This is a genomic window from Curtobacterium sp. WHRI 8282 (assembly GCF_040223925.2).
GTDB classification, from domain to species: domain Bacteria; phylum Actinomycetota; class Actinomycetes; order Actinomycetales; family Microbacteriaceae; genus Curtobacterium; species Curtobacterium flaccumfaciens.
Genome location: NZ_JBEHCD020000001.1, coordinates 1169804 through 1196195, shown reverse-complemented (window position 1 = coordinate 1196195; position 26392 = coordinate 1169804). Strand labels below are relative to the sequence as shown.

Genomic DNA, 26392 nt, shown 5'->3' with positions numbered 1-26392 from the left:
CCCCCCAGCACATGTTCAACAGAACCAAGTCCAAGAAGGGCCGCCGTTCACCGATGGCGACCGTGTCGCTCATCGTCGTGGGTCTCATGACCACCGGTGGCGCGTACGCACTGTTCAGCTCCACGGCGAACGCCGACGACAGCACGAACACCGTCGCCGCCTCGAGCCAGTCGCAGGTGAACGAGGGCGAGAAGCTCTTCGCCTCAAACTGCGCCACCTGCCACGGTCTCTCCGCGCAGGGCACGAGCGAGGGCCCGTCCCTCATCGGTGTCGGTGCCGCGTCGGTCGACTTCCAGGTCGGCACCGGCCGCATGCCGATGGCTGCCCAGGGCCCCCAGGCCGAAGAGAAGCCCGCGCAGTTCACGGACGAGCAGGTCGACGCACTCGCGCAGTACGTCGCCTCCCTCGGCCCCGGCCCGTCGGTCCCGTCCACCGAGCTCACCAACGGTGAGGACGGCGACGCTGCCGAAGGCGCCGAGCTGTTCCGCATCAACTGCGCCATGTGCCACAACGTGGCCGGCGCCGGTGGTGCACTGACCGAGGGCAAGTACGCCCCGAGCCTCGAGACGGTCTCCGGCAAGCACATCTACGAGGCCATGCTCACCGGCCCGCAGAACATGCCGGTCTTCAACGACCTGAACCTGACGCCGGAGCAGAAGGCCGACATCATCACGTACCTCAAGTACGTGCAGGACAACAAGTCCCCCGGTGGCTTCGCACTCGGCTCCCTGGGGCCGGTCGCCGAGGGTCTGTTCATCTGGATCTTCGGACTCGGCGCGGTCGTCGCGATGACCGTCTGGCTGACCGCGAAGTCCAACTGATCGTCCGTGTCGAACGACACTGAAGGGAACACCATGGCAGAGCACGACGACGAGACGCTGAACTCGTCCTCGGCTGTCGAGAAGCACGGTACGACCACCTCCCCCGGGATCGCGGTCCTCCCCGTCGACCCGTTCGAGAACCCGGGCGAGCCGCCGCACCGCCCGCGTCGCACCGATGTCGACCCGAAGAAGCAGCGTCTGGCCGAGCGCCAGGTCGCCGCCTACTTCTACCTGTCGATCGTCGGCAGCGTCCTGTCGATCGCGGCGTACGTCGCCTTCCCGATCGACCCGAGCGACTTCGGGACGGTCCGCACCGCGAACCTCTTCCTGGGCCTGTCGATCGCCCTCGCGCTCCTCGCCCTCGGCCTCGGTGCCGTCTACTGGTCGAAGTCGCTCGTCGTCGACCGCGAGATCACCGAGCTCCGCCACGGCACCCGCGGCACCGACGCGACCCGTGCCAAGGCGGTCGAGGCGTTCCAGCTCGCCGACAAGGAGTCCGGCTTCAGCCGTCGCAAGCTGATCCGCAACTCGATGATCGGTGCCCTGGCCGCGTTCCCGCTCCCCGGCATCGTCCTGGTCCGTGACCTCGCTCCGGCCGAGGACCCCAACGAGCTGCTCCGCCACACCTTCTGGAAGCAGGGCCTGCGCCTGACGAAGGACCCGACGGGTCTGCCGATCAAGGCCTCTGACGTCACCATCGGTTCGGTGTTCCACGTCATCCCCGAGGGCATGCTCGAGTCCGAGCACATGCTGGAGGAGAAGGCGAAGGCCTCCGTCCTCCTGATGCGTCTGGACCCGAAGGACCTCAACCCGTCCAAGGGCCACGAGAACTGGGGCTACGACGGCATCGTCGCGTACTCCAAGATCTGCACCCACGTCGGTTGCCCCGTCGCGCTCTACGAACAGCAGACGCACCACCTGCTGTGCCCGTGCCACCAGTCCACCTTCGATGTCTCGAACAACTGCGAGGTCATCTTCGGTCCGGCCGCACGCCCCCTCCCCCAACTTCCGATCGCGATCGACGACGACGGCTACCTGGTTGCCCAGAGCGACTTCCACGAGCCGGTCGGACCGTCCTTCTGGGAGCGTGAACGCTGATGACCAGCACCACCACCACCGCACCGAACACGTCGACGAACAAGCCGGCGCCGGAGCGCGGATCCCGCATCATCGGCGGGGTCGCCAACTACATCGACGAGCGCACCAGCATCTCGGGCCTCGTCAAGGAAGTCGGCCGGAAGATCTTCCCGGACCACTGGAGCTTCATGCTCGGCGAGGTGGCGCTGTACAGCTTCGTCGTCGTGCTGCTCTCCGGGACCTTCCTGACGTTCTTCTTCCAGGCGTCCATGACCGAGGTCGTCTACAACGGCTCGTACGTCCCGCTCAAGGGCGTGGCGATGTCGACGGCCCTGCAGTCCACGCTCGACATCTCGTTCGACATCCGCGGCGGGCTCTTCGTCCGTCAGGTCCACCACTGGGCGGCCCTGCTGTTCGTGGCGTCGATCATGCTGCACATGGCCCGCGTGTTCTTCACCGGTGCCTTCCGCAAGCCGCGTGAGCTCAACTGGGTCTTCGGCTTCCTGCTCTGGGTCCTCGCCATGGCCGAGGGCTTCACCGGCTACTCGCTCCCCGACGACCTGCTCTCCGGAAACGGTCTGCGGATCATCGTCGGCATGATCGAGGGTGTCCCGGTCATCGGTGTCTGGATCGCCTACCTGCTGTTCGGTGGCGAGTTCCCGGGGACCGACATCGTCGGCCGCCTGTACACGCTGCACATCCTGCTGCTGCCGGCGATCCTCGTCGCGGTGCTCGGTGTCCACCTCGTGCTCGTCGTGATCAACAAGCACACGCAGTTCGCCGGTCCGGGCAAGACCAACGAGAACGTCGTCGGTGTCCCGATCCTCCCGGCGTTCGCCGCGAAGGCCGGTGGGTTCTTCTTCATCGTCGCCGGCATCCTGGCCCTCATCGCGTCGCTGTTCACGATCAACCCGATCTGGAACTACGGCCCGTACGACCCCTCCCCGGTGTCCGCCGGTACCCAGCCCGACTGGTACATCGGCTTCGCCGACGGCGCCCTCCGACTGGTCCCGCCGCACTGGGAGGTCGTGTGGTTCGGCTACACGGTGTCGTTCAACATCCTGGCGCCGATCGCGGTCCTGGTGCTGCTCATCCTGGCGATTCTGCTCTACCCCTTCATTGAGGCGTGGGTCACGGGCGACAAGCGTGAGCACCACATCCTCGACCGTCCGCGCAACGCCCCGACGCGCACGGCGTTCGGTGCCGCTGGCATCACGCTCTACGCCAGCCTCTGGGCGGCAGCTTCGTCGGACATCATCGCGACGCACTTCCTGGTGTCGATCGAACACGTGATCCACGTGATCCAGGCGACGACGGTCCTCGGTCCGTTCATCGCCTTCTGGATCACGAAGCGTGTCTGCCTCGCCCTCCAGAAGAAGGACCGCGAGATCGTCCTGCACGGCTACGAGTCGGGTCGCATCGTCCGACTCCCCCACGGCGAGTACATCGAGGTGCACGAGCAGCTCGACGAGTACGAGCGCTGGAAGCTCCTGCAGTTCAACGAGTACAAGCCGCTGATGATCCGCCCGAACGCCAAGGGGAAGATCACGGGTCTGCAGAAGGTCCGCGCCGGCGTCTCCCGCTTCTTCTTCGAGGACCGCATCGAGCCGGTTTCGAAGGCAGAGCTCGAGGCAGCGCACGCCGCGCACCACGGCCCGAACGTCGAGGGTGGCCACCAGGCTCCCCAGGTCGGCCCCGGCGATCACTGATCGGTAGCACGAAGCAACCCCCGTCACGATGTGGCGGGGGTTTCTTCGTGTGAGGGGCAACACGCCGCCCCCAGTTCACGGCTGGTTCACTCCCGCGTGCTGGACTCGTCCAGGACGGTGTGGCAACGTGTTGCACCACGCATCCGCCAACGGAATGAGACCCCGATGGACAGCCGGACGGCCGAACACCCCAGGCCGAACCACTTCCTCCTCCACCTCAGCGACACGCACCTCGTCTCCGGGGACCGCGACCTGTACGGCGATGTCGACTCCGCCGCTCGGCTCTCGCAGATCGTCGCTGACATCGAAGCCTCGGGCACCCGTCCCGAAGCGATCGTCGTCACCGGCGACGTGGCCGACAAGGGCGAGCCGGGCGCGTACGCCCGTGTCCGCGAGATCCTCGAGCCGGCCGCGCAGCGCATCGGCGCGCAGGTCATCTGGGCGATGGGCAACCACGACGAGCGCGGCGCCTTCCGCCAGGAGCTCTTCGGCCTGCAGCCCACCGATCGCCCGGTCGACTTCGTCTACGACGTCAACGGTCTCCGCGTGATCACCCTCGACACCAGCGTGCCAGGGCACCACCACGGCGAGGTCTCCCCCGAGCAGCTCGACTGGCTCGCCGAGGTTCTCTCCGAGGCGGCTCCGCACGGCACCATCCTGGCGATGCACCACCCGCCCGTGCCGAGCGTCCAGGACCTCACCGTCCTCGTCGAGCTGCGCGACCAGCAGGCCCTGGCCGAGGTCGTCGAGGGCAGCGACGTCCTCGCCATCATCGCCGGTCACCTGCACTACTCGACCAGTGCCGTGTTCGCCGGCATCCCGGTGTCCGTCGCCAGCGCCACCTGCTACACCCAGGACCTCACCGAGTACCAGGGCGGCACCCGCGGCCGTGACGGTGCGCAGTCGTTCAACCTCGTGCACGTCTACGGCCACAACGTCGTCCACTCGGTGGTGCCGATCGGGCACTACGCCACCGTCGGGCAGCCCGTCTCCGCGCTCGAGACCGAGGCGAAGCTCGCCGCACACGGCGTGACGATCCCCGCGGCCGTCGAGCCGGCACCGGTCACCTCGAGCATCCCGGTGTTCACGCTCGACTCGGTGCCCGTCTCCCCCGTCCACCGGTAGCGCCGCGCACTTCGCGTGCAGAAGAGGTCGGGTCCGACATGCGGACCCGACCTCTTCTGCTCACCAAGTGGTGTTGGCGCGTGCGGTCGCGACTCCCCGTCAGTGCGCGGCGAGTGGTCACGTTCCGTCGGCTGGCGGCTCGGCAATCAACAGTTCGTGACCGCTCGGCGGGCAGCCAACGGGGTGTCGTGACCGAGCGGCGTCGTGTACGTCCCGACGGTACGCCCGACGGTCGGCCCGACGGCCGGGAGGCCCGTGGCGGGCCCGACTCGCGCCTCCCGGCCCGCGGAGTGGTCGCGACACACCGCCGGTGCTGCGTCGCGTGGTCGTGTTCCGTCGTTTGCGGGCGGCGCAGCCGACGGGCTGCGACCGCTCGGTGTGTGGCTGGCGGGGAGTCGTGACCGGTGGAGGGTCCGAACCGGGGGCTGGGTTCCGGGACCGGGCTCGCAGGCTCGCCCGGAGCGCCCCAGCAGGCCGCTGGCGCGTCCTAGGCGCCCCGTGGCGCCGGGCTCGCAGGCTCGCCCGGAGCGCCCCAGCAGGCCGCTGGCGCGTGCTAAGCGCCCCGTGGGACCGGGCTCGCAGGCTCGCCCGGAGCGCCCCAGCAGGCCGCTGGCGCGTCCTATGCGCTGGGACGCTCCCACGGCGCGGGGAACGGGAAGTAGCGCTCGAGGAAGTCCGTCACGCGCTGCGTGCGCTCCTCGTCGCTGACCTCCGGGAAGCTGCCGTCGTTGAGGCAGAAGAAGTCCACGTTCCGCTTCTTCAGCAGCTCGTCGAGGGCCTTGAGTCCGGAGACCATGGTCGTGTCGATGTACCCGACGGCCGCGTTCTCCTGGATGATCGCCCGACCGGTGAGCAGCGAGTAGTAGTGGTACAGCGAGTTCGTCACCGAGATGTTGTCGGCGGCGCGAAAGCGTGACGCCGCAGTGGCCGCGAACTCGTCGGCGAACTCGTGCTCCATCTCGGTCATGATCGAGGCGCGCAGGGGCGTCGGGGCGTGCTCGAGGTGCCGGGTCGTCACCGCACCGAAGCGCTGCTGCAGCAGCTTGCGGTTGACCCGGGCGGAGTTCTCGAAACCGCTGCGTGCCGGGTTGTTGGAGCCGAGGCCGATCCGGGTCGACGCGAGAATGAACTTCGTGACCGATCCCGGGCTGTAGAACGCCGAGGGGTCGACGAGGCGCCCGAAGAACATGTCGTCGTTCGAGTAGATGAAGTGCTCGCTGATGCCCGGGATGTGGTGCAGCTGCGACTCGACGGCTTGCGAGTTGTGGGTCGGCAGCACGGACGGGTCGGCGAAGAACTCCTCGCTGCGGACGATCCGGACCTTCGGGTGCTCGGCGAGCCAGTGCGGTGCCGGGGAGTCCGTCGCGATGTAGATCTTGCGGATCCACGGCGCGAAGGTGTGCACCGAGCGGAGCGCGTACTTCAGCTCGTCGATCTGGCGGAACCGGGCCGGGGCGTCGTCGCCCTCGCCCAGGACGGCGTTCGACTGTGCGGCCTGGCGAGCGCGCTGGTACTCGATGGCGTTGCCGTCGACCCACGAGAAGACGATGTCGATCGGGAACCGGATATCCGAGACGTGGTCGTCGAACATGTGCTCGACGGTTCGCCAGGTGCGGCCGTAGCGTTCGATGTCGACGAGCACGAACTCGTCGATCGGCAGGCTGCGACGCATCAGGGCGTTCTCGACGGGAGCGAGGACCTCGATGTCGGTGACGCGCCAGAACTCGAGCTGGACGCTCGTCTCGGCGCCGTAGCGCAGGCGTCCGAGCGGCTCGAGCCGCGGGCGGAACACGCGGAGCACCGGTTCCTCGACGGAGCCGAGTCCGTCGTCCTGCACCAGCACCGCCGGCTTGCCCGGGGGCTTTGCGTAGAAGGGCTCGTTGACGGCCGCGGACATCACGGCGCTCTCCGCGCGCTGGCGGTCCCGCTCGTCGAGGGCGATCACCGGGCGCTGGTCGTTGCCGCGGATGAGCAGGTGGTCGACGTCAGCCGCAGTGAGCGCGTCGTCGAGGAACAGCAGGTCCTCGATCATCGACTGCTGCGGCGTGAGGTGTCCGTTGATCAGGGTCAGTCGCCCCTTGCGGACGACGACGTCGGATCGGTCGAGACCGCCGGAGGACGGTCGAGGGTTCAGCAGAGGACTCTCGGTCACCGGCTCGGTCTCGTCGTTCATCCATGCCCTTCGGGTCGTGCGGTCGGGTCCTGTACCCGACCTGCCGATCCTACCGTCCGTCCGACTCGCGGGGCACCTTGACGACGATGCCCACCACGATGAAGAGCGCGGCGGCGACCAGCTGCAGGGCCGCCCACACCTGTCCGGGGATCGGCACCGTGACGAGCGGGTTCCAGCAGACGGCGACGGCGGCCATGAGGAGGGCTGCCCACCAGACCTTCCCGCGCACGCTGAAGACGAGCACGATCAGCGCGAGCACCGTGACGCCCCAGCGGGCGAAGACGAAGCCCGACGAGTCGACGATGGCGACGCAGGCCAGCAGCACGATCGCCGCGATCATCGACGGTGCCAGTGCGGGGCGGGTGAAGGGCGGCGTGGCACGGGCACCGCTGGCCGGTGCGGCCGGTGCGGGTCGAGGGGCCCCTGCGGGCACGCCGTGCTGGGACGACCCCACCGGGGGCCGCCCCTTGCGTGCGGCCATCAGTCCGAGGAACCGTCGAGGTCGATCGCCTGGATCGACCGCGACATCGGCGGCAGGTCGCGGACGCGCTCGAGCGCCGGCACCAGTTCACCGACCAGCGCGCGGTAGCCCTCTTCGGTCAGGTGCAGGCCGTCCTCGGTGAAGCGCGCGTCCAGGTGGTCGCCGTCGGCCAGGGCGGGCCAGGCGTCGAGGTACTGCGCGTGGCAGGTGGCGACGAACTGCCGGAGGTGCCGGTTGGCCTGCTCGATCTTCGTGGCGTACTCGGCCTGCCGGGGCAGGATCGACACGAGCAGCAGACGTACGCCCGGCAGCTCGCGGCGGAGGGTGACGAGGATGGTCTCGACGTTGCGGACCACGTGCTCGGCGCTGGCGCGGTGGTTGCCGAAGTCGTTCGTGCCGATGAGCAGCACGATCACCTCGGGCTGCTCGGCGACGACGGCGTCGAGGCGCGTCAGCACGCCGTCGGTCGTGTCGCCGCCGATGCCCTGGTTCAGGGTGTGCTCGTCGGGGAGCCACGTGTCCCAGTCACCCTGTTCGGTGATGCTGTCCCCCAGGAAGAGGACGGGGCTGCGGTCGTCGGTCATGCTGCCTCCTCGTGCGCCGGCTCGGGGGTCTCGGTCTGCTGCGTCCGGTTGCGCTGCGTGGACCCGGTGTGGTCGGACTCCCGCTCGGCGGCGGCGGTGATGCGCTCGACCATACCGGGGAAGATGATGCCGTGGAACGGGAGGATGCCGTACCAGTACAGCCGGCCGGCGAGTCCCTGCGGGAAGTAGATCGCCCGCTGGTGGTAGTCGCTGCCGCCGTCGGGGTTCGGTGTGACGGTCATCTCGAGCCACGCACGACCGGGCGACTTGAACTCGGCGCGGAGCCGCAGGTACCGGCCGCGCTCCAGCCGTTCGACGCGCCACCAGTCGAGCGCGTCGCCCTGCTCCAGGCGCTGCTGGTCACGACGCCCGCGGTTCAGGCCGACGCCGCCGGCGATCTTGTCCATCCAGCCGCGGGCGACCCAGGCGAGCGGGAACGAGTACCAGCCGTTGTCGCCGCCGATCGACTCGACGACGCGCCAGACGTCCTCGGCGGAGGCACTGGAGTGCCGCTTCCGGTCGTCGACGTAGACCGTGTGCCCGGCCCAGTCGGGGTCGTTCGGCATCGGGTCGGCCGAGGCGCTCGAGAGCGTCGCGCTCCGCCAGCTCGTCTGGACCTGACCGCTGCGCATCTTGTTCAGCGCGAGGCGGACGGCCCGACGGTACGAGGTGAGCCCGCCCTCGGGCTGCGGCACGACGTCGTCGATGTCGTGCTCGCGCTGCACGCACTCGAACTGCAGCGACTCGATGATCGGCGTCGCGAGCTTGCGTGGGATCGGGGTGACGGCGTTGAACCAGTGTGCGGCGAGGCGCGGGGTGAGCACCGGCAGGACCGTGATCGGGCGCTGGGGCAGCTTCGCCTCGACCGCGTAGCCGTTCAGCATCTGGCCGTACCGCAGGACGTCGGGCCCGCCGATGTCGAAGGTGCGGTTGACGTCGGCGGGGACGTCGAGCGCGGCCACCAGGTAGTACAGGACGTCGCGGACCGCGATCGGCTGGATGTGGTTGCGGACCCAGCGGGGCGCGGGCATCCACGGCAGGACGTCGGTCAGGTGCCGGATCATCTCGAACGAGGTGCTGCCCGAGCCGATCACGACCCCGGCCTGGTACGCCACCGTCGGCACGCCCGAGCCGAGGAGGATCTCCCCCACCTCCTTGCGGCTGCGGAGGTGCTTCGACAGCTCGCCGTCCGGGTGCAGCCCGCCCAGGTAGACGAACCGGCTGACCCCGGCCGCCTTCGCCTCGCGCGCCATGGTCTCGGCGGCCTCGCGCTCGGCCGACTCGAAGTCGCCGTCGGCCCCCATCGCGTGGGCCAGGTAGTAGACCGCCTCGACCCCGTCGACCGCGGCGCGCACCGCCTCGGCGACCTGGAGGTCGCCCTCCGCGACGTCGACCTCACTGCTCCACGGGACGTCCTGGAGCTTCCGGGGGTTGCGTACGAACACCCGGACGGAGTGGCCGGCTTCGAGGAGACGAGGGACGAGACGACCACCGATGTACCCGGTGGCGCCGGTGACGAGGACCTGCATGCCCTGCACGCTACGCGGCACGCCTGACGGGTAGGCTTGCCGGGTGGACAACGCAGCCTTCCCCGTCACCGTCGATGCCGTCCGCGGCCTCATCGACCACGCGATCCTGAAGCCCGAACTCACCCGTGCGGACGTCGACGCCCAGCTCGACGAAGCCGCCGCCCACCGCGTCTTCAGCGTCTGCGTCCGTCCGAGCGACGTCGCCCACGCCGTCGAGCGCCTCACGGGCACCGGTGTCGGCGTCGGCACCGTGATCGGCTTCCCGCACGGCACCACGTCCACCGCGGCGAAGGTCGCCGAGTCGCTGCAGGCCCTGGCCGACGGCGCGTTCGAGCTCGACATGGTGCAGAACATCGGCGCCGCGAAGTCGGGCGACTGGCAGCGCGTCGAGCAGGACGTCCGCGCGGTCGTCGACGCCGCCGGCGACACCGTCGTCAAGGTGATCCTCGAGACCGCGTTCCTGACCGACGACGAAATCGTCGCGGCCTCGCGTGCGGCACAGACCGCCGGCGCGGCCTTCGTGAAGACCTCGACCGGGTTCGCCGGCGGCGGCGCGACGGCCGAGCACATCGCCCTCATGCGCCGCACGGTCGGTGCCGACACCGGCGTGAAGGCCTCCGGCGGCGTCCGCGGGCTCGACACCCTGCTCGAGATGGTCCAGGCGGGCGCGAACCGCATCGGCACGAGCGCCTCGGCCCGCATCCTCGACGAGGTCGCGCACCGCGCCGAGACGGGTGCCGCCTCGGCGCTCGGCGACGACACGACGTCCTACTGAACCCACGGGCTGAGCCGACCTGGCTGAGCCCACCGGGCTGAGCCCACGCGCCCAGCACGACCCACCACGACGAGGCCGGTGCCCACCGGACGCGACGACGCGTCGGCGACCCGCACCGTGCCTCCAGACCGCCGCATCGGAGCGCGCATGTCCAGCACCGCACCCCAGTCCCCCGCCCTCGCCCTGGCCGTCGACCTCGGCGGCACGAAGGTCGAGGCCGCGCTCGTCACCGACCAGGGCGTCGTGCTGCCGGCGACCCGGTTCCGCAGCCCCACGGGGCCGCAGCGCACCTCGGACGAGCTGCAGGCCGCCGTCGACGAGGTCGTCACGGCCGCGCTCGGCGCGCTGCCGGCCGACGCGACGCTCGTGGGTGTCGGCGTCGGTTCCGCCGGGCCCGTCGACGAGGAGCACGGCCTCGTCTCGCCGCTCAACATGCCGGTCTGGCGTGGCCACCCGCTGCGCGACCGGATCGCGGCGCTCGTGCCGGGCGACGTCCCGGTGACGCTCCGGATGGACGGCCTGGCGATCACCCTTGCCGAGCACTGGGTCGGCGCGGCCCAGGGGTACGAACACGTCATGGGCATGATCGTCTCCACCGGCGTCGGCGGCGGGCTCATCCTGCACGGTCGCACCGTCAGCGGACCGACGGGCAACGCCGGCCACATCGGGCATGTCGAGTGCGGCGGTTACGACGACCCCTGCGCCTGCGGGGGCACCGGTTGCCTCGAGGCGATCGCCAGCGGCCCGAAGACCGTGGCCTGGGCACGTCGTCAGGGTTTCGCGGGCACGACGGGCGAGGAGCTCTCGGCCGCCTACGCCGCCGGCGACGAGATCGCCGTCGCCGCGGTCCAGCGGAGCGGCCACGCCCTCGGGCAGGCCATCGCCGCCGCCACGAGCCTGGTCGACCTCGAGATCGTCGCCATCGGCGGCGGGTTCTCGCACGTCACGCCGGACCTGTTCGAGTACGCCCGTCAGGCCGTGGCGGAGCGTGTCGAGTTCGGGTTCGTCACGAAGGTGCAGATCGTGCCGACCGGGTTGTCCCAGGACGGTCCGCTCATCGGTGCCGCTGCGCTCGTGCACCGCGCCGACGTCCTGCGCTGAGCGCGCGCGTCCCCTCCGTCCGGGCCCGATCCGGCGCGTGGGCGCGGCTGGTCGCGTCGTCGACGCGGCCCACGCCGTGGACGTGACCGGCGACGGCCTGGAGGCGCGGTGCGGGCCCGCTACGAGCCTCCCGGCCGGTCGGTGGCTTGTCCACAGGCCTGTCGGTCGCCCGCGCAGGTCGGGCAGGATGTGCGGGTGCCCCGCCCGCGACTGCTGACCAGTGACGACTGGCCGGAACCCGAGCTGCGTGCGGCGGTCCTGGCCGGCGAGCTGGTCGCCGTCGGTCCCTGCTGGGCCTCCCCCGCCGAACCGCAGACGCCGTGGTTGCGCGCCGCCGCTGCAGCCTGGGTCCTGCGGGACGCGCGCCTGATCGCCTGTACCCTGACCGCCGCGTGGATCTGGGGTGCGGTGTCCCGGCCGCCGGCGCCGCTCGAGGCCTGCATCCCGCCGCAGGTGCGGGTGCACGTCGGGCCGGACGTCCGCTTGCGAGAGGTCCGGATCGACGTCGCCGACACCGTCGAGCTCTCGCGGCTGCGGGTCACGCTGCCGGCGCGGACCGCGGTCGACCTGCTCCGGACGCCGGGGCCGACGGCCGGTGCGTTCGGGGCTGCCGAGGCGACGGCCGTGCACGGGCTGCTCGCGATCGGGGCGGTCACGGCTGCCGAGCTGCAGGCGCGGCTGAGGTCGCTCGGGACGATCCCCATGGTGCGGCAGGCCGAGCGGCGGTTGTGGGGGCTGCCGGGGTTGCCTGAATTGCCGGATGCGGCTGGGGGCGCTGCGGGCGCTGTCCGCTAGGGCGTCGCCGGCGTGTTCGCCGAGCGGTCAGGACACCCCGCTCGCTTCCGCCGAGTGGTCGCGGACTGTCGGTTCGCAGGGCCGCGGCCGACGGTTCGTGACCGGTCGGCGGTGCCCGTGCGACGAGTCGTGACCGGTGGACGGGGCTGAGGCACGGGAGGCGCGGGGCGGGGCTGCCGTGGGCCTCCGGTCGGGCGCGTGGGGGCGGTCAGGACACCCCGCTCGCGTCCGCCGAGTGGTCGCGAACTGCCGGTTGGCAGGGCCGCGGCCGACGGTTCGTGACCTGTCGGCGGTGCTCGTGCGACGAGTCCTGACCTGTGGACGGGCTGGAGGCGCAGGTCGGCGCGGGGCGGGGCTGCCACGGGCCTCCGGTCCGGCGCGTGCGGGCGTAGCGGCGGTCAAGACACCCCGCTCGCGTCCGCCGAGTGGTCGCGGACTGTCGGTTGGCCGGGCCGCGGCCGACGGTTCGTGACCGGTCGACGGTGCCGGTTCGACGAGTCGTGACCGGTGGACGGGCTGGAGGCACGGGAGGCGCGGGCGGGGCTGCCACGGGCCTGCGGTCCGGCGCGTGCGGGCGGTCAGGACACCCCGCTCGCGTTCGGCGAGTGGTCACGAACTGTCGGTTGGCCGGGCCGCGGCCGACGGTCAGCGACCGGTCGACGGACGAGCCGCGCGGGGCCCTGCCGCTAGCCGGCGCTGACGCGGTAGACGTCGTAGACGGCGTCGATGCGTCGCACCGCGTTCAGCACGCGGTCGAGGTGGATGGTGTCGCCCATCTCGAACACGAACCGGCTGAGCGCGAGACGGTCGGACGAGGTCGACACCGTCGCGGACAGGATGTTCACGTGGTGGTCGGTCAGCACCCGGGTGACGTCGCTGAGCAGGCCCGACCGATCGAGCGCCTCGATCTGGATCTGCACCAGGAACACCGACTTCGACGACGGGGCCCACTCGACCTCGATCATCCGGTCGGGTTCGTTCATGAGGGACTTCACGTTGGTGCACGACGACTGGTGCACGGACACGCCCTGGCCACGGGTGATGAAGCCCACGATCTGGTCGCCCGGCACCGGCGTGCAGCACTTCGCGAGCTTCACGAGGATGTCGGGCGCACCGCGGACCAGCACGCCGCTGTCGCTCGTGCGCAGCTGACGACTGGTGACCTGGCGCGGGAACGCGAGTTCGGGCTCGTCCGTCTCGGTTTCGGTCTGGACGTTCCCGAGGACCTTCTCGATGACCGACTGCGTCGACACGTGGCCTTCGCCGATGGCGGCGTACAGGGCGGAGACGTCCTCGTACCGCATCGACGAGGCGACCTCGGCGATGCTGTCCTGGCTCATGATGCGCTGGAGCGGCAGGTTCTGCTTGCGCATCGCCCGGGCGATGGCGTCACGCCCCTGCTCGATCGCCTCTTCGCGGCGCTCCTTGGTGAACCACTGCTTGATCTTGTTGCGCGCGCGGGGACTGCGGACGAACTGCAGCCAGTCCTGCGAGGGGCCGGAGTCGGGGTTCTTCGACGTGAAGATCTCGACGACGTCGCCGCTGGACAGCTGGCTCTCGAGCGGGACGAGGCGGCCGTTGACCTTCGCACCCATCGTGCGGTGGCCGATCTCGGTGTGCACCGCGTAGGCGAAGTCGACCGGGGTGGCTCCGGCGGGGAGACCGATGACCTTGCCCTGCGGCGTGAAGACGTAGGTCTCCTTGGCGCCGATCTCGTAGCGCAGCGAGTCGAGGAACTCGCCCGGGTCGCTGGTCTCGGCCTGCCAGTCGGTGATGTGGGCGAGCCACGCCATGTCCTGGTCGTCCGTGGTCGACGAGGTCCCGGCGTCACGGCCGGCAGCCCGCTGCTTGTACTTCCAGTGGGCGGCGACACCGAACTCGGCGCGCTGGTGCATCTCGTGCGTGCGGATCTGGATCTCGACCGCACGACCCTGCGGTCCGAGCACCGTGGTGTGCAGCGACTGGTACAGGTTGAACTTGGGGGTCGCGATGTAGTCCTTGAAGCGACCGGGCAGCGGGGTCCAGCGGGCGTGCACCGAGCCGAGCATGGCGTAGCAGTCGCGGACGGTCGGCACGAGGACGCGGATGCCGACGAGGTCGTAGATCTCGTCGAACTCACGACCCCGCACGATCATCTTCTGGTAGATCGAGTAGTACTGCTTCGGCCGGCCCATGACGTCGCCGCGGACCTTGGCGGCCTTCAGGTCCTTCTTCAGGGTGCCGATGACGTTCTGGACGAACTGCTCGCGCTTCGGCTGGCGTTCCTTGACCAGGCTGTCGATCTCGACGTAGAGCTTCGGGTGCAGGACCGCGAACGACAGGTCCTCGAGCTCGAGCTTGATCATCTGGATGCCGAGCCGGTGCGCGAGCGGCGCGTAGATCTCGAGCGTCTCCTTCGCCTTGCGCGTGGCGGAGGCGGACTCGACGAAGCCCCACGTGCGGGCGTTGTGCAGGCGGTCGGCGAGCTTGATGACGAGGACACGGATGTCCTTCGACATGGCGATGACCATCTTGCGGACGGTCTCGGCCTGCGCGCTGTCGCCGTACTTGACCTTGTCGAGCTTGGTGACGCCGTCGACGAGCATCGCGATCTCGTCGCCGAAGTCGGCCCGCAGCTGGTCGAGCTGGTAGTCGGTGTCCTCGACGGTGTCGTGCAGGAGCGCCGCCGCGATCGTGATCGTGCCGATGCCGAGGTCGGCCAGGATCTGCGCGACCGCGACCGGGTGCGTGATGTACGGCTCACCGGACTTGCGCTTCTGACCGTCGTGCGCGCGCTCGGCGACCGAGTACGCACGCTCGATGAGCGTCACGTCGGCCTTGGGATGGTGCGAGCGGACCGTGCGGATCAGCGTGTCCACCGCGCCGGCCGGTTGGGCGCGCGAGAACAGGCGCGGCAGCAGCGAGCGGAGGGAACCGAGGTTGCCGGTGGTGTTCGGACCGATCGGGCTCGAGGGCCGCGGAGCGGAACCCGGGCGGCTCGGCGCGGACGGCTCTTCGCGGGTGTCCGTCATGATGCGCCTCCCAGGACTCGGTCCGAGAGCTCGATCCGAGCTCGATCCGACAAGACTACGCGTCCCCGGTCAGTGCCCGTGACGCGGTTCGCCCTGGGCGTCGCGCTCCACCGGCGCCCCCGCCTGCTCCCACGCGAGCATGCCGCCGGAGAGGTTGACGGCCGGTACGCCCGACTGCTCGAGCGCCGCGACGATGCGCGATGACCGGCCGCCGGAGTGGCAGACGATGATGGCCGGCTGGTCGCCGCCGTCGATCTCCTGCCAGCGGTCCACGAACTCCGACATCGGCACGAGCGTGGCCTGGGGAGCGTGGACCTCGTCCCACTCCCCCTGCTCGCGGACGTCGAACAGGCGGGCTCCGGCGTCGAGACGGCGCTGCGCCTCGGCGACGTCGATCTCCTGGATCTCGATGGGCATCAGACGCTCGCCTCTGCCGCGTCGACCTCACGCCGGCGCTTCTCGGCCGCCGCGGTCTTCTTGGCGTCGGACTCCTTGATCTTCGGCTCGTTCTCGCGCAGCTGCGCGTACATCGGCGACGCGATGAAGATCGTCGAGTAGGTGCCGACGATGATGCCGATGAACAGTGCGAGCGAGATGTCGCGCAGGGTACCGGCGCCGAGCACGTACGACCCGATGAAGAGGATCGCCGCGACCGGCAGCAGTGCCACGACCGAGGTGTTGATCGACCGGACGAGGGTCTGGTTCACCGCGAGGTTGACCGACTGCTTGAACGTCCGGATGGATTCCTGCGCGGTGTTCTCACGCACCTTGTCGAAGACCACCACGGTGTCGTAGAGCGAGTACCCGAGGATCGTCAGGAACCCGATGACCGCCGCGGGCGTGACCTCGAGTCCGACGATGCCGTACACGCCGGCCGTGATGAGCAGGTCGTGCAGCAGCGCCGCCATCGCGGACAGCGACATCTTCCAGGTGCGGAAGTACAGCGTCATGAAGACCGCGGCGAGGGCGAGGAAGATCACGAGACCACGGATGGCCTGCGCGAGCACGTCGGCACCCCACGTCGCGCCGATGAAGGTCGCGGCGACCTGGCTCTCCGGGACGTCGTAGGCCTTCGCCAGGGCGTCCTGCACCTCGGTCGTCTGCCGGTCGGTGAGCTGCCCGGTCTGCACGCGGATGCCGTGCGTGCCGAGCTGCGAGACGCGCGGGATCGACTCCGGGACGACGCCCTCGACGGTCTCGGTGGCGAGGTTCTGGTCGAGCGTCTTGACGTCGGAGATCGTGAACTCCGAACCACCGGTGAACTCGATGCCGAGCTGGTACCCGCCACGGAGCCACGGGGTGACGAGCGAGATCACGATCATCACGAGGGCGATCAGGTACCAGGTCTTCCGGCGCCCGATGATGTCGTACGACCGCTTCCCCGTGTAGAGGTCGCTGCCGAACTGGCTGAAGCTGGCCATCAGTCGTCCTTCCCGTCCGGCGTCGAGCCGTTGTCGCCGGAGGCCTGCTGGGCCTTCCGCTCCGCGATCGTCTGTCGGCGCTGTGCCTCACCGGCACTGCGCTGGCGCTTGCCGTCCACGACGGGTGCGCGGAACTGGGCGCGCCCTCGGTAGACGGCACCGAGTGCTGCCGGGTCGAGACCACTGAACCGGTGCCCCTCGCCGAAGAACCGGCTGCGGGCGATGAGCTGCATCATCGGGTGGGTGAAGAGCGCGACCACCACGATGTCGATCAGGGTCGTGAGGAGCAGCGTGAACGCGAAGCCCTTCACGTCGGCGACCGCGAGCACGTAGAGCGTGACGGCGGCGAGGAAGTTCACCGCGTCGGACGCCAGGATCGTGCGGAGGGCACGCTTCCAGCCGGACTCGACCGCGCTCTCGAGGGCACGGCCGTCGCGGAGTTCGTCACGGATGCGCTCGAAGTAGACGATGAACGAGTCCGCCGTGATACCGATCGCGACGATCAGACCCGCCACACCCGCCAAGGACAGGCGGTAGTCGACGCGCCACGACATGATCGCGATCACCAGGTAGGTGAGCACCGCGGCGATCCCGAGCGACAGCACGGTGACGAACGCCAGGGCCCGGTACTGGATGACCGAGTAGATGATCACCAGGATCAGCCCGATCAGACCGGCGACGAGGCCACCGATGAGCTGCGCGGTGCCGAGGGTCGCCGAGATGTTCTCGTTCGACTGCACCTGGAAGTTGATCGGCAGCGCACCGTACTTGAGCTGGTCCGCCAGGGTCTTCGACGACTCGGCCGTGAACGAGCCGGTGATCTGCGCCTTGCCGTTCGTGATCGCGGAGTTCGTCGTCGGTGCGGTGATGACCGAACCGTCGAGCACGATCGCGAACTGGTTCTGCGGCTGCTGGAGCGAGACGAGACGGTTCGTGACGGTGCGGAAGTCCTTCGAGCCCTCGCCGTTGAACGTCAGGTTGACTGCCCACTGGCCGGTCGACGTGCCCTGCGAGTCGGTGGCGAGACCCGAGGTGGCGTTGCTGATGTCGGCACCGGAGACCTCGACCGGTCCGAGGATGTACTTCCCCGCGCCGTCCTGGTCACAGGTGACCAGGGGCTCGTCGTCGGGCGCCGTGGTGACGTCGTCCGGAGCAGCGCAGTTGTAGTTGGTGTACAGGTCCTGCAGCTTCGGCGTGACCCAGTTCAGGTCGCTCGCGTTCGTCGGCTTCGCGCTCGGGGTCGCGGCGAGCGAGGCCGGCGGCGAGTACGGCGTGGCCGATGCGGTGCCCTTGCCGTCGTCACCGACGGCGGAGTTCGTCGCGGCCTCGGTGAAGAGCACCGGACGGAAGGTCAGCTTCGCGGCTGCCTCGATGCGGTCGATCGTGGCCTTGTCGGGACGACCCGGGATCGAGACGACGATGTTGTTCGCGCCCTGGGTGTTGATCTCGGACTCGGAGACACCGGTGGCGTCGATGCGCTGGCGGATGATGTTCACCGCCTGCTGCAGCTGCTGCGAGGTGACGGAGTCGCCCTCGGTGTTCTGCGCCGCGAGGGTCAGCTGCGTGCCGCCCTGCAGGTCCAGAGCCAGCTCCGGCACCCAGCTCGCGCCCTGGTACCACTTGTCGGTGTCGTCCTTCGAAGAGCCGGCGAGGATCGACGCGGCGGTGTTCACGCCGGCGAGGATCGCCATCAGGATCACCAACCAGGTGAGCGAGCGCAGCGCCTTCTTGACGGGTGTCGATCGTGCCACCGGTCGTCTCGTCTTTCTGTTCAGGACCGTCGGCACACCGTGCGACGGCAGAGGGAAGCCGCCGGGTCAGACGACCCGGCGGCCGAGGGCGTCAGTCGTCGGACTTGCGCTTCGTGGCGTCGGACTCGTCGACACGGTCGGTGTCGACCCGCTCGCCGTAGACCGGCTCACCGTTGAGCTCGGCCACCGGCTTCGGCTCGTCCTCGGTGGTCGTGGTGGTCTCGACGTCGGACGCGTTGTCGTCGACGACGCGCGACAGGGTCTGACGGTGCACGGTGACGATGGTCCCCGGCGCGATCTCGACGTCAGCGGTGACCTTCTCCTCGTTCACGGAGAGGAGCGTGCCGTAGAGGCCGAAGGACAGCATGACCTTGGCGCCCGGGACCATCTTGTCCACGAGCTCGGCCTGCTGCTTCTTGCGCTTGCGGCTGTTGTAGAACATGAAGGCCGCGAACGCCACGACGATGACGATGAGGATGACTTCTTGACCCATGATGCGTTGCCTTCTCTGGTTGCTCGGTTTCGGGCCGTAGCAGTCTAGGGCACGCCGGTGTCCGTGGCATGTCACCCGACTGATCGGCGGTCAGGCGGTGGGTTCCGGGTCGTCGAAGAGCCCCGGCTGCCCGCCGTCGCCCTGCCCCGGGGTGAGGCCGAGGTGTCGCCAGGCCCGCGGTGTCGCGATGCGCCCGCGGGGGGTGCGGGTCACGAGTCCGACGCGGACGAGGAACGGTTCGACGACCGACTCGATGGTCTCGGATTCCTCGCCGACCGAGACCGCGAGGGTGTTCAGGCCGACCGGGCCCCCGTCGAACCGGGTCAGCATGGTCTCGACGACGGCTCGGTCGAGCCGGTCCAGGCCGAGTTCGTCGACGTCGTACAGGTCGAGCGCGCCCTGGACCGCGGCCATGCCGTCGGTGGTGCGGTGCACGAGGGCGTAGTCGCGCACCCGGCGGAGCAGGCGGTTCGCGATGCGCGGGGTGCCACGGGAGCGTCCGGCGATCTCGCGCAGGGCGGTCCGGTCGATGTCGAGTTCGAGCAGGTGGGCCGCACGGATCAGGACCTGCTCGAGCTCGTCCTTCTCGTAGAACTCGAGGTGGGCGGTGAACCCGAAGCGGTCGCGCAGCGGGTTCGGCAGCAGGCCGGCCCGGGTGGTGGCCCCGACGAGCGTGAACGGTGCGAGGTCGAGCGGGATGCTCGTGGCACCGGCGCCCTTGCCCACCATCACGTCGATGCGGAAGTCCTCCATCGCCAGGTAGAGCATCTCTTCTGCCGAGCGGGCCATGCGGTGGATCTCGTCGATGAACAGCACTTCGCCCGGGACCAGGGACGACAGCACGGCGGCGAGGTCACCGGCGTGCTGGATGGCCGGGCCGCTCGACATGCGCAGCGGTCGCCCGGTCTCGTGCGCGACGATCATCGCGAGCGTGGTCTTGCCGAGGCCGGGAGGGCCCGCCATCAGGATGTGGTCGGGCGTGCGCTCCTGCATGCCCGCGGCCTTGAGGAGCAGGTCGAGCTGCCCGCGGACCTTGCGCTGCCCGACGAACTCGTCGAGCGAGCGCGGACGGAGCGCACCTTCGAACGCGAGTTCTTCCTGCGACTCGGCGCCGGCGGACGTGATGCCGCTCACCGGCCGGCTGCCGCGGGTCGGAGCGCACCAAGGGCGGCGCGGAGCAGGGCCTGGGTGCCCATCGCGGCGGCACCGGGCTCGTTGGCGACGGCGTCGTCGACCGCGGTCTGCGCCGCGTCTTCGCGCCAGCCGAGGCCGATGAGCGCCGAGACGACGTCGACCGCGGCGGGGTGGACTGCGGTCCCCCGTGCCGCGGCGACCACGGCAGCCTGCTCGAAGGCCACGAGCTTGCCGGAGAGCGCGACGATGATGAGCTTGGCGGTCTTCGGGCCGATGCCGGAGACCTTGCGGAACGCGCCGTCGTCCTCGTTCGCGACGGCGTTCGCGATCTGTGCCGGGTCCATGTGGGCCAGGACGCCCATCGCGGACTTCGGGCCGACGCCGGAGACCCCGCGGAGCAGGTCGAACACCTGCAGCGCGTCGGTCGACTCGAAGCCGAAGAGCAGGTGCTCGTCCTCGCGCACGATCATGGCGGTCCGCACGAACACCTCGGACCCGTGGCGCATCGTCAGCGCGTGTGCGGGGGTCACGGTGACGGCGTACCCCACTCCCCCGACCTCGATCACCACGGCCGAGCCGGCGATGTCGATGCAGGTGCCCCGGAGACTCGCGATCATGCTCCGAGCCTAGGGCCGCCCACCGACGACGCCGACCTGCCACGCTGCGGGCGGGCCGCGGCGGCGGCCGCGCGGGCCAGCGGCGAGTCGACGGTGCCGCCCTGCGCGTCCCGCCAGGCGCGCTGTGCGGGGGTGAGGTTCGTGGCACGCGAGCCGGCGGCGTCGGGTGATCCGAGCCTCCAGGCATGGCACACGGCCAACGCGAGCGCGTCGGCGGCGTCGGCCGGCTTCGGGACCTCGTCGAGCCCGAGCACGCGCGCGATCATGGTCTGCACCTGACGCTTGTCGGCGTTGCCGTAGCCGGTGACGGCGGCCTTGACCTCGGACGGCGTGTGCAGCCCGACGGGCAGGCCGCGGGCAGCCGCGGCGTGCAGCGCCAGGCCGGCCGCCTGCGCGGTCCCCATCACGGTGCGGACGTTCGCCTGCGCGAACACCCGCTCGACGGCCACCGCATCGGGGTGGTGTTCGTCGATCTCGGCGGCGATGCCGTCGGCGATGCGGAGCAGCCGCTGTTCGAGCGGCATGTCCGGCGGGGTGCGCACGACCGTCACGTGGACGAGTCGTGCGCGCCGGTTCGGTGCGACCTCGACGACGCCGACGCCGCACCGGGTGAGCCCGGGGTCCACCCCGAGCACACGGAGCACGGCTACTCGCCCTCGTCCTCGTCGAGCTCGGCCTGGACGTCCGCGGGGATGTCGAAGTTCGAGTAGACGTTCTGCACGTCGTCGGAGTCCTCGAGCGCGTCGATCAGGCGGAACACCTTGCGGGCGGTGTCGGCGTCGACCGGGACCTTGAGGCCGGGGACGAACTCGGCGTCTGCGGAGTCGTAGTCGATGCCGGCGTCCTGCAGTGCGGTGCGGGCGGCGACCAGGTCGCTCGCCTCGGTGATGATCTCGAAGCCGCCGCCCTGGTCGATGACGTCCTCGACCCCGGCGTCCAGCACCGCTGTCATCACGGTGTCCTCGTCGAGGCCGTCGGTCTTCGTGACCGAGATGACGCCCTTGCGCGAGAAGTTGTAGGCGACGCTGCCCGGGTCGGCCATGGTGCCGCCGTTGCGCGACATCGCGGTCCGGACCTCGGCCGCGGCACGGTTCTTGTTGTCCGTGAGGCACTCGATGAGCATCGCGACGCCGTTGGGGCCGTAGCCCTCGTACATGATCGTCGTGTACTCGATGGTCTCGCCCGTGAGACCCGCACCGCGCTTGACGGCGCGGTCGATGTTGTCGTTGGGGACCGAGGTCTTCTTCGCCTTCTGCACGGCGTCGACCAGGGTCGGGTTGCCGGACATGTCGGCACCGCCCATCTTCGCGGCGACCTCGATGTTCTTGATCAGCTTGGCGAACGACTTGGCACGGCGCTGGTCGATGACCGCCTTCTTGTGCTTGGTCGTTGCCCACTTGGAATGCCCGGACACGGTTCTCCTTGCGTCTTGCGGAAAGTCCCGCTCAGTTTAGCGGCCCTGTGGGCCGAACACCGGCCTGGAGGCGCGGCGCGGCTTCCGTCCCGTCGGTGCGGCGGGTGGGCGGTCACGCCTCAGGCGCTGCGCACCAGGTCGAGGAACCGGCGGTGGAAGCGGTCCTCGCCGGCGACCTCGGGGTGGAACGCGCTGGCGATGACGTTGCCCTGCTGCACCGCCACGACCTGCCCGTCCGGCAGCGCACCGAGGACGTGGACGTCGTCGCCGCGCTGCTCCACGACGGGGGCCCGGATGAACACCGCGTGCACCGGGGCCTCGCCGAGGTCGGGCATCGGGATGTCGATCTCGAACGAGTCGTTCTGCGCACCGAACGCGTTGCGGCGCACGGTGGTGTCGAGCACGTCGAGGGTCTGCTGCCCGTTGATGCCGTCGGTGATCCGCGACGAGAGCATGATCATGCCCGCGCAGGTGCCGTAGGTGGGCAGGCCACCGCGGATCGCGTCGGCGAGCGGCTCGGCGACGCCGAACGCGCGGGACAGCTTGTCCATCACGCTGGACTCACCCCCGGGGATCACGACACCGTCGAGGGTCTCGATCTCCTCCGGGCGACGCAGCGGCACCACGTCGGCGCCGAGCTCGGTCAGCGAGGCGATGTGCTCGCGGAAGTCACCCTGCAGCGCCAGGACCCCGATGCGAGGCCGACCGCCGCTCGTCGGGCTACCAGCCACGCTCGGCGAGGCGGTGCGGCGCGGGGACGTCGGCGACGTTGATGCCGACCATCGCCTCGCCCAGACCACGGGAGACCTCGGCGATGACCCGGGGGTCGTCGTGGAAGGTCGTCGCCTTGACGATCGCGGCGGCACGGGCCGCCGGGTCGCCGGACTTGAAGATGCCGGACCCGACGAAGACACCGTCGGCGCCGAGCTGCATCATCATCGCGGCGTCGGCCGGGGTGGCGACACCACCGGCGGTGAACAGGACGACGGGGAGCTTGCCGGTGCGGGCGACTTCCTGCACGACGTCGATCGGCGCCTGGAGCTCCTTGGCGGCGACGTAGAGCTCGTCGTCACGCAGGTTGCGGAGCGCCGCGATCTCCTTGGTGATGGTGCGGATGTGCTTGGTGGCCTCGGACACGTCGCCCGTGCCGGCCTCGCCCTTGGAACGGATCATGGCCGCACCCTCGGTGATGCGACGGAGCGCCTCGCCCAGGTTGGTGGCACCGCAGACGAAGGGGGTGGTGAACTTCCACTTGTCGATGTGGTTCACGTAGTCGGCCGGCGACAGCACCTCGGACTCGTCGATGTAGTCGACACCGAGCTCCTGCAGCACCTGCGCCTCGACGAAGTGTCCGATGCGGGCCTTCGCCATGACGGGGATCGACACCGCGGCGATGATCTCCTCGATCATCGAGGGGTCGGACATGCGGGCGACGCCGCCCTGCGCACGGATGTCGGCGGGGACGCGCTCGAGGGCCATGACGGCGGTCGCACCGGCTTCTTCCGCGATGCGGGCCTGCTCGGCGTCGACGACGTCCATGATCACGCCGCCCTTGAGCATCTCGGCGAGTCCGCGCTTGACGCGGTCGGAGCCGGTGATCGAGGTGCCAGGGGTGCCGGAGGTGCTGGTGCTGTCGCTCATGATGCCGACCAGTCTAGTGCGCCCGGGGCCACCCGTCGGCGACGAGTCGACGCGTCTCGCCGAGCAACTGCGACATGGACTTGGTCCGGGCGATGATCGGGAAGAAGTTCGCGTCCGACTGCCACCGCGGAACGATGTGCTGGTGCAGGTGTGCGGCCACGCCGGCACCGGCGACCTCGCCCTGGTTCATGCCGATGTTGAAGCCGTCGCAGTGCGACACCTCACGCAGGACCCGCATCGCGGTCTGGGTCAGCTCGCCGATCTCGCGCAGCTCGTCCGGCGTGGCCTCGTCGTAGAGCGGGACGTGACGGTACGGGCAGACGAGCAGGTGCCCGTTGTTGTACGGGAACAGGTTGAGCAGCACGTAGGCGTGCTCGCCGCGGGCCACGATCAGGGCGTCCTCGTCGGACATCCGCGGGGCTTCGCAGAACGGGCAGTCGTCGTCGTGCCCGCGACCCCGGCCTTCGCGGCCGGCGTCGATGTAGGCCATCCGGTGCGGGTTCCAGAGCCGCTGGAACACGTCCGGGACGGCTGCGCCGGTGGCCGCGTCGCGGATCACCAGCGGATCGGTGTCCGCGCCCTCGGTGTCCGCGGCCGCGGTGGGACCGGCCACGTCGTCGACGTGACCGGTCCCCGCAGCCTGCTCCGGGCCTCCCGACGGTGTCATCAGACCTGCGCGCGCTCGCGGATCGCGGTGAGGATGCGGTCCACGGCCTCGTCGACGGGCACCGCGTTGTCCTGGCGGCCGTCGCGGAAGCGGAAGCTGACGGCACCGGCGTCGCGGTCGTCGCCACCGGCGATGAGCTGGAACGGCACCTTCGCCTTGGTGTGCGTGCGGATCTTCTTCTGCATGCGGTCGTCCGAGTGGTCGACCTCGGCGCGGACGCCGTGGGCACGGAGCTTCGCGATGACCTCGTCGAGGTAGTCGCCGTACTCGGCCGCGACCGGAATGCCGACGACCTGGACGGGCGACAGCCACGCCGGGAACGCGCCCGCGTAGTGCTCGGTGAGGACCCCGAAGAAGCGCTCGATGGAGCCGAACAGCGCGCGGTGGATCATCACCGGACGCTGGCGCGAGCCGTCGGCCGCGGTGTAGTCGATGCCGAAGCGCTCGGGCAGGTTGAAGTCGAGCTGCACGGTCGACATCTGCCAGGTGCGGCCGATGGCGTCGCGGGCCTGCACCGAGATCTTCGGGCCGTAGAACGCCGCACCGGCGGGGTCCGGCACCAGCTCGAGGCCGGATTCCTCGGCGACCTCGCGCAGGGTGTTCGTCGCGACGTCCCAGATCTCGTCGTCGCCGACGTACTTCTCCGGGTCCTTCGTCGACAGCTCGAGGTAGAAGTCGTCGAGGCCGTAGTCGCGCAGGAGCGAGAGCACGAACTCGAGGGTCGTGGTCAGCTCCTCCTTCATCTTGTCCTGCGTGGTGAAGATGTGCGCGTCGTCCTGGGTCATGCCGCGCACGCGGGTCAGCCCGTGGATCACGCCGGACTTCTCGTTGCGGTACACCGTGCCGAACTCGAACATCCGGAGCGGCAGATCGCGGTAGGAGCGGGGCTGTGACCGGTAGGCCAGGATGTGCATCGGGCAGTTCATCGGCTTGAGGTAGTAGTCGGCGCCCTGCCGGGTGACGTTGCCGTCCTCGTCCTTGGCCTCGTCCATGTGCATGGCCGGGAACATGCCGTCCTTGTACCAGCCGAGGTGCCCGGAGGTCTCGAACAGGTCGCCCTTGGTGATGTGGGGCGTGTAGACGAACGAGTAGCCGTTCTCCTCGTGCCGACGGCGCGAGTAGTCCTCCATCTCGCGGCGGATGATGCCGCCCTTCGGGTGGAAGATCGCCAGGCCGGAACCGATCTCGTCGGGGAACGAGAACAGGTCGAGTTCGGCACCGAGCTTGCGGTGGTCGCGCTTGGCGGCTTCCTCGAGGCGCACGAGGTACGCCTTGAGCTGATCCTTGTCGGGCCAGGCGGTGCCGTAGATGCGCTGCAGCTGCGGGTTCTTCTCGGAGCCGCGCCAGTACGCGGCGGCGACGCGCATGAGCTTGGCGGCGTTGCCGATCCAGCGGGTGTGCGGGACGTGCGGGCCGCGGCAGAGGTCCTGCCAGAGCACCTCGCCCGACTTCGGGTCGACGTTCTCGTACACGGTCAGCTCGCCGGCGCCGACCTCGACGCTCTCGCCGGAGTCGCCGTCGGACGCCGCACCCTTGAGGCCGATGAGCTCCTGCTTGTAGGGCTCCCCCGCCATCAGCTCGCGTGCCTGCTCGTCGGTGACGACCACGCGACGGAAGCGCTGGGCCTGCTTGACGATGCGGTCCATGCCCTTCTCGATCGCCTTGAGGTCTTCGGGGGTGAAGGGCTCGGCGACGTCGAAGTCGTAGTAGAAGCCGTCGGTGACGGGCGGCCCGATGCCGAGCTTGGCGTCCGGGTTGATCTGCTGGACGGCCTGCGCCAGCACGTGGGCGGCCGAGTGCCGGAGGATGTCGAGCCCGTCCTGCTCCTGCAGGGTGACGGCCTCGGCGGTCTCGCCGGCCTGCACGTCCGCCGCGAGGTCCTTCAGCACACCGTCGACGCGGATAGCGACGACGCCGCGCTCACCGTCGAAGAGCTCGGTGCCGGTCGTGGTCGTCGTCGCGGTCCGGGGCTCGGGTGCCTGGGGAAGCTCGGCGGGCGCGGGTGCGACTGACTCGGTCACGATGATGGGACTCCTCGATCGAAATGGTGCGTCAAGACTAGTGCGAGACGTG

At 69.9% G+C, this 26392-nt stretch carries 24 protein-coding genes; 7 read left to right on the top strand and 17 right to left on the bottom strand.

Translation table 11 applies throughout. The features are described from left to right. The first annotated feature begins 11 nt into the window (after positions 1-11). From ABRP24_RS05945 to ABRP24_RS05930, 4 genes are all read left to right on the top strand, one after another. On the top strand, positions 12-821 hold the full coding sequence (locus ABRP24_RS05945) for a cytochrome c (protein WP_027465616.1): 810 nt from the start codon (positions 12-14) through the stop codon (positions 819-821). A 33-nt stretch (positions 822-854) separates the two neighbouring features. Continuing rightward, on the top strand, positions 855-1919 hold the full coding sequence (locus ABRP24_RS05940) for a ubiquinol-cytochrome c reductase iron-sulfur subunit (protein WP_027465615.1): 1065 nt from the start codon (positions 855-857) through the stop codon (positions 1917-1919). Continuing rightward, positions 1919-3607, top strand: a complete 1689-nt coding sequence (locus ABRP24_RS05935; RefSeq protein ID WP_301600745.1) for a ubiquinol-cytochrome c reductase cytochrome b subunit — start codon at positions 1919-1921, stop codon at positions 3605-3607. The genes ABRP24_RS05940 and ABRP24_RS05935 overlap by 1 nt, the downstream gene beginning before the upstream one ends. A 165-nt stretch (positions 3608-3772) precedes the next feature. Next, positions 3773-4732 carry a phosphodiesterase gene (locus tag ABRP24_RS05930; protein WP_111057113.1) on the top strand — a complete coding sequence of 320 codons (960 nt, stop codon included), beginning with the start codon at positions 3773-3775 and terminating at the stop codon, positions 4730-4732. Positions 4733-5351: 619 nt separating this feature from the next. Here the strand turns inward: ABRP24_RS05930 and ABRP24_RS05925 are convergent. The 4 genes from ABRP24_RS05925 to ABRP24_RS05910 are packed head-to-tail and all read right to left on the bottom strand — an operon-like array spanning position 5352 to position 9499. After that, complete coding sequence (locus ABRP24_RS05925; protein WP_027465612.1) at positions 5352-6905, bottom strand: stealth conserved region 3 domain-containing protein; 1554 nt, start codon at positions 6903-6905, stop codon at positions 5352-5354. Positions 6906-6954: 49 nt separating this feature from the next. Beyond that, positions 6955-7386, bottom strand: a complete 432-nt coding sequence (locus ABRP24_RS05920) for a DUF6804 family protein (protein WP_301600746.1) — start codon at positions 7384-7386, stop codon at positions 6955-6957. Continuing rightward, positions 7386-7970: a GDSL-type esterase/lipase family protein gene (locus ABRP24_RS05915; RefSeq protein ID WP_071244688.1), complete on the bottom strand. Its 585-nt coding sequence runs from the start codon at positions 7968-7970 to the stop codon at positions 7386-7388. Before ABRP24_RS05915 ends, ABRP24_RS05920 begins: the two co-directional genes overlap by 1 nt. After that, positions 7967-9499, bottom strand: a complete 1533-nt coding sequence (locus tag ABRP24_RS05910; RefSeq protein ID WP_301600747.1) for an SDR family oxidoreductase — start codon at positions 9497-9499, stop codon at positions 7967-7969. The genes ABRP24_RS05915 and ABRP24_RS05910 overlap by 4 nt, the downstream gene beginning before the upstream one ends. A 43-nt stretch (positions 9500-9542) precedes the next feature. Here ABRP24_RS05910 and deoC point away from each other — a divergent pair, with 43 nt between their 5' ends. The 3 genes from deoC to ABRP24_RS05895 all read left to right on the top strand — a co-directional run bounded on the left by deoC (position 9543) and on the right by ABRP24_RS05895 (position 12170). Next, on the top strand, positions 9543-10274 hold the full coding sequence (gene deoC / locus ABRP24_RS05905) for a deoxyribose-phosphate aldolase (RefSeq protein ID WP_027465609.1): 732 nt from the start codon (positions 9543-9545) through the stop codon (positions 10272-10274). Positions 10275-10421: 147 nt separating this feature from the next. After that, a complete protein-coding gene (locus ABRP24_RS05900) occupies positions 10422-11375 on the top strand; it encodes an ROK family protein (protein WP_349849191.1) in 954 nt (317 codons plus the stop codon). 195 nt (positions 11376-11570) lie between these two features. Then, a complete protein-coding gene (locus tag ABRP24_RS05895; protein ID WP_349849193.1) occupies positions 11571-12170 on the top strand; it encodes a hypothetical protein in 600 nt (199 codons plus the stop codon). A 686-nt stretch (positions 12171-12856) separates the two neighbouring features. Here the strand turns inward: ABRP24_RS05895 and ABRP24_RS05890 are convergent. The 13 genes from ABRP24_RS05890 to thrS form a co-directional block, all read right to left on the bottom strand. Beyond that, complete coding sequence (locus tag ABRP24_RS05890; RefSeq protein WP_231495664.1) at positions 12857-15181, bottom strand: bifunctional (p)ppGpp synthetase/guanosine-3',5'-bis(diphosphate) 3'-pyrophosphohydrolase; 2325 nt, start codon at positions 15179-15181, stop codon at positions 12857-12859. A 69-nt stretch (positions 15182-15250) separates the two neighbouring features. Further along, positions 15251-15598 carry a rhodanese-like domain-containing protein gene (locus ABRP24_RS05885; RefSeq protein ID WP_027465606.1) on the bottom strand — a complete coding sequence of 116 codons (348 nt, stop codon included), beginning with the start codon at positions 15596-15598 and terminating at the stop codon, positions 15251-15253. Then, positions 15598-16602, bottom strand: coding sequence for a protein translocase subunit SecF (gene secF, locus ABRP24_RS05880; RefSeq protein WP_027465605.1), 1005 nt, complete (start codon positions 16600-16602; stop codon positions 15598-15600). The genes ABRP24_RS05885 and secF overlap by 1 nt, the downstream gene beginning before the upstream one ends. Further along, positions 16602-18353, bottom strand: coding sequence for a protein translocase subunit SecD (gene secD / locus ABRP24_RS05875; protein WP_110860016.1), 1752 nt, complete (start codon positions 18351-18353; stop codon positions 16602-16604). The genes secF and secD overlap by 1 nt, the downstream gene beginning before the upstream one ends. 91 nt (positions 18354-18444) lie before the next feature. Beyond that, entirely contained in the window at positions 18445-18846 is a 402-nt protein-coding gene (gene yajC / locus ABRP24_RS05870; RefSeq protein WP_111057121.1) for a preprotein translocase subunit YajC, read from the bottom strand. A 90-nt stretch (positions 18847-18936) separates the two neighbouring features. Beyond that, entirely contained in the window at positions 18937-19980 is a 1044-nt protein-coding gene (ruvB, locus tag ABRP24_RS05865) for a Holliday junction branch migration DNA helicase RuvB (protein ID WP_027465603.1), read from the bottom strand. Then, the gene (ruvA, locus tag ABRP24_RS05860) at positions 19977-20597 is read right to left on the bottom strand and encodes a Holliday junction branch migration protein RuvA (protein WP_027465602.1); all 621 of its coding nucleotides are present in this window, start codon (positions 20595-20597) and stop codon (positions 19977-19979) included. The genes ruvB and ruvA overlap by 4 nt, the downstream gene beginning before the upstream one ends. Continuing rightward, a complete protein-coding gene (gene ruvC / locus ABRP24_RS05855; RefSeq protein WP_173033857.1) occupies positions 20594-21241 on the bottom strand; it encodes a crossover junction endodeoxyribonuclease RuvC in 648 nt (215 codons plus the stop codon). Before ruvC ends, ruvA begins: the two co-directional genes overlap by 4 nt. Positions 21242-21243: 2 nt before the next feature. Continuing rightward, entirely contained in the window at positions 21244-22011 is a 768-nt protein-coding gene (locus ABRP24_RS05850) for a YebC/PmpR family DNA-binding transcriptional regulator (RefSeq protein WP_349849198.1), read from the bottom strand. Between the two features lie 119 nt (positions 22012-22130). After that, entirely contained in the window at positions 22131-22742 is a 612-nt protein-coding gene (gene pdxT / locus ABRP24_RS05845) for a pyridoxal 5'-phosphate synthase glutaminase subunit PdxT (RefSeq protein ID WP_349849200.1), read from the bottom strand. Then, positions 22732-23652 carry a pyridoxal 5'-phosphate synthase lyase subunit PdxS gene (gene pdxS / locus ABRP24_RS05840; RefSeq protein WP_027465600.1) on the bottom strand — a complete coding sequence of 307 codons (921 nt, stop codon included), beginning with the start codon at positions 23650-23652 and terminating at the stop codon, positions 22732-22734. The genes pdxT and pdxS overlap by 11 nt, the downstream gene beginning before the upstream one ends. 13 nt (positions 23653-23665) lie before the next feature. Continuing rightward, entirely contained in the window at positions 23666-24319 is a 654-nt protein-coding gene (locus ABRP24_RS05835; RefSeq protein ID WP_371836719.1) for an HIT domain-containing protein, read from the bottom strand. Then, positions 24319-26340: a threonine--tRNA ligase gene (thrS, locus tag ABRP24_RS05830; RefSeq protein WP_371836718.1), complete on the bottom strand. Its 2022-nt coding sequence runs from the start codon at positions 26338-26340 to the stop codon at positions 24319-24321. The genes ABRP24_RS05835 and thrS overlap by 1 nt, the downstream gene beginning before the upstream one ends. Between the last annotated feature and the right edge of the window lie 52 nt (positions 26341-26392).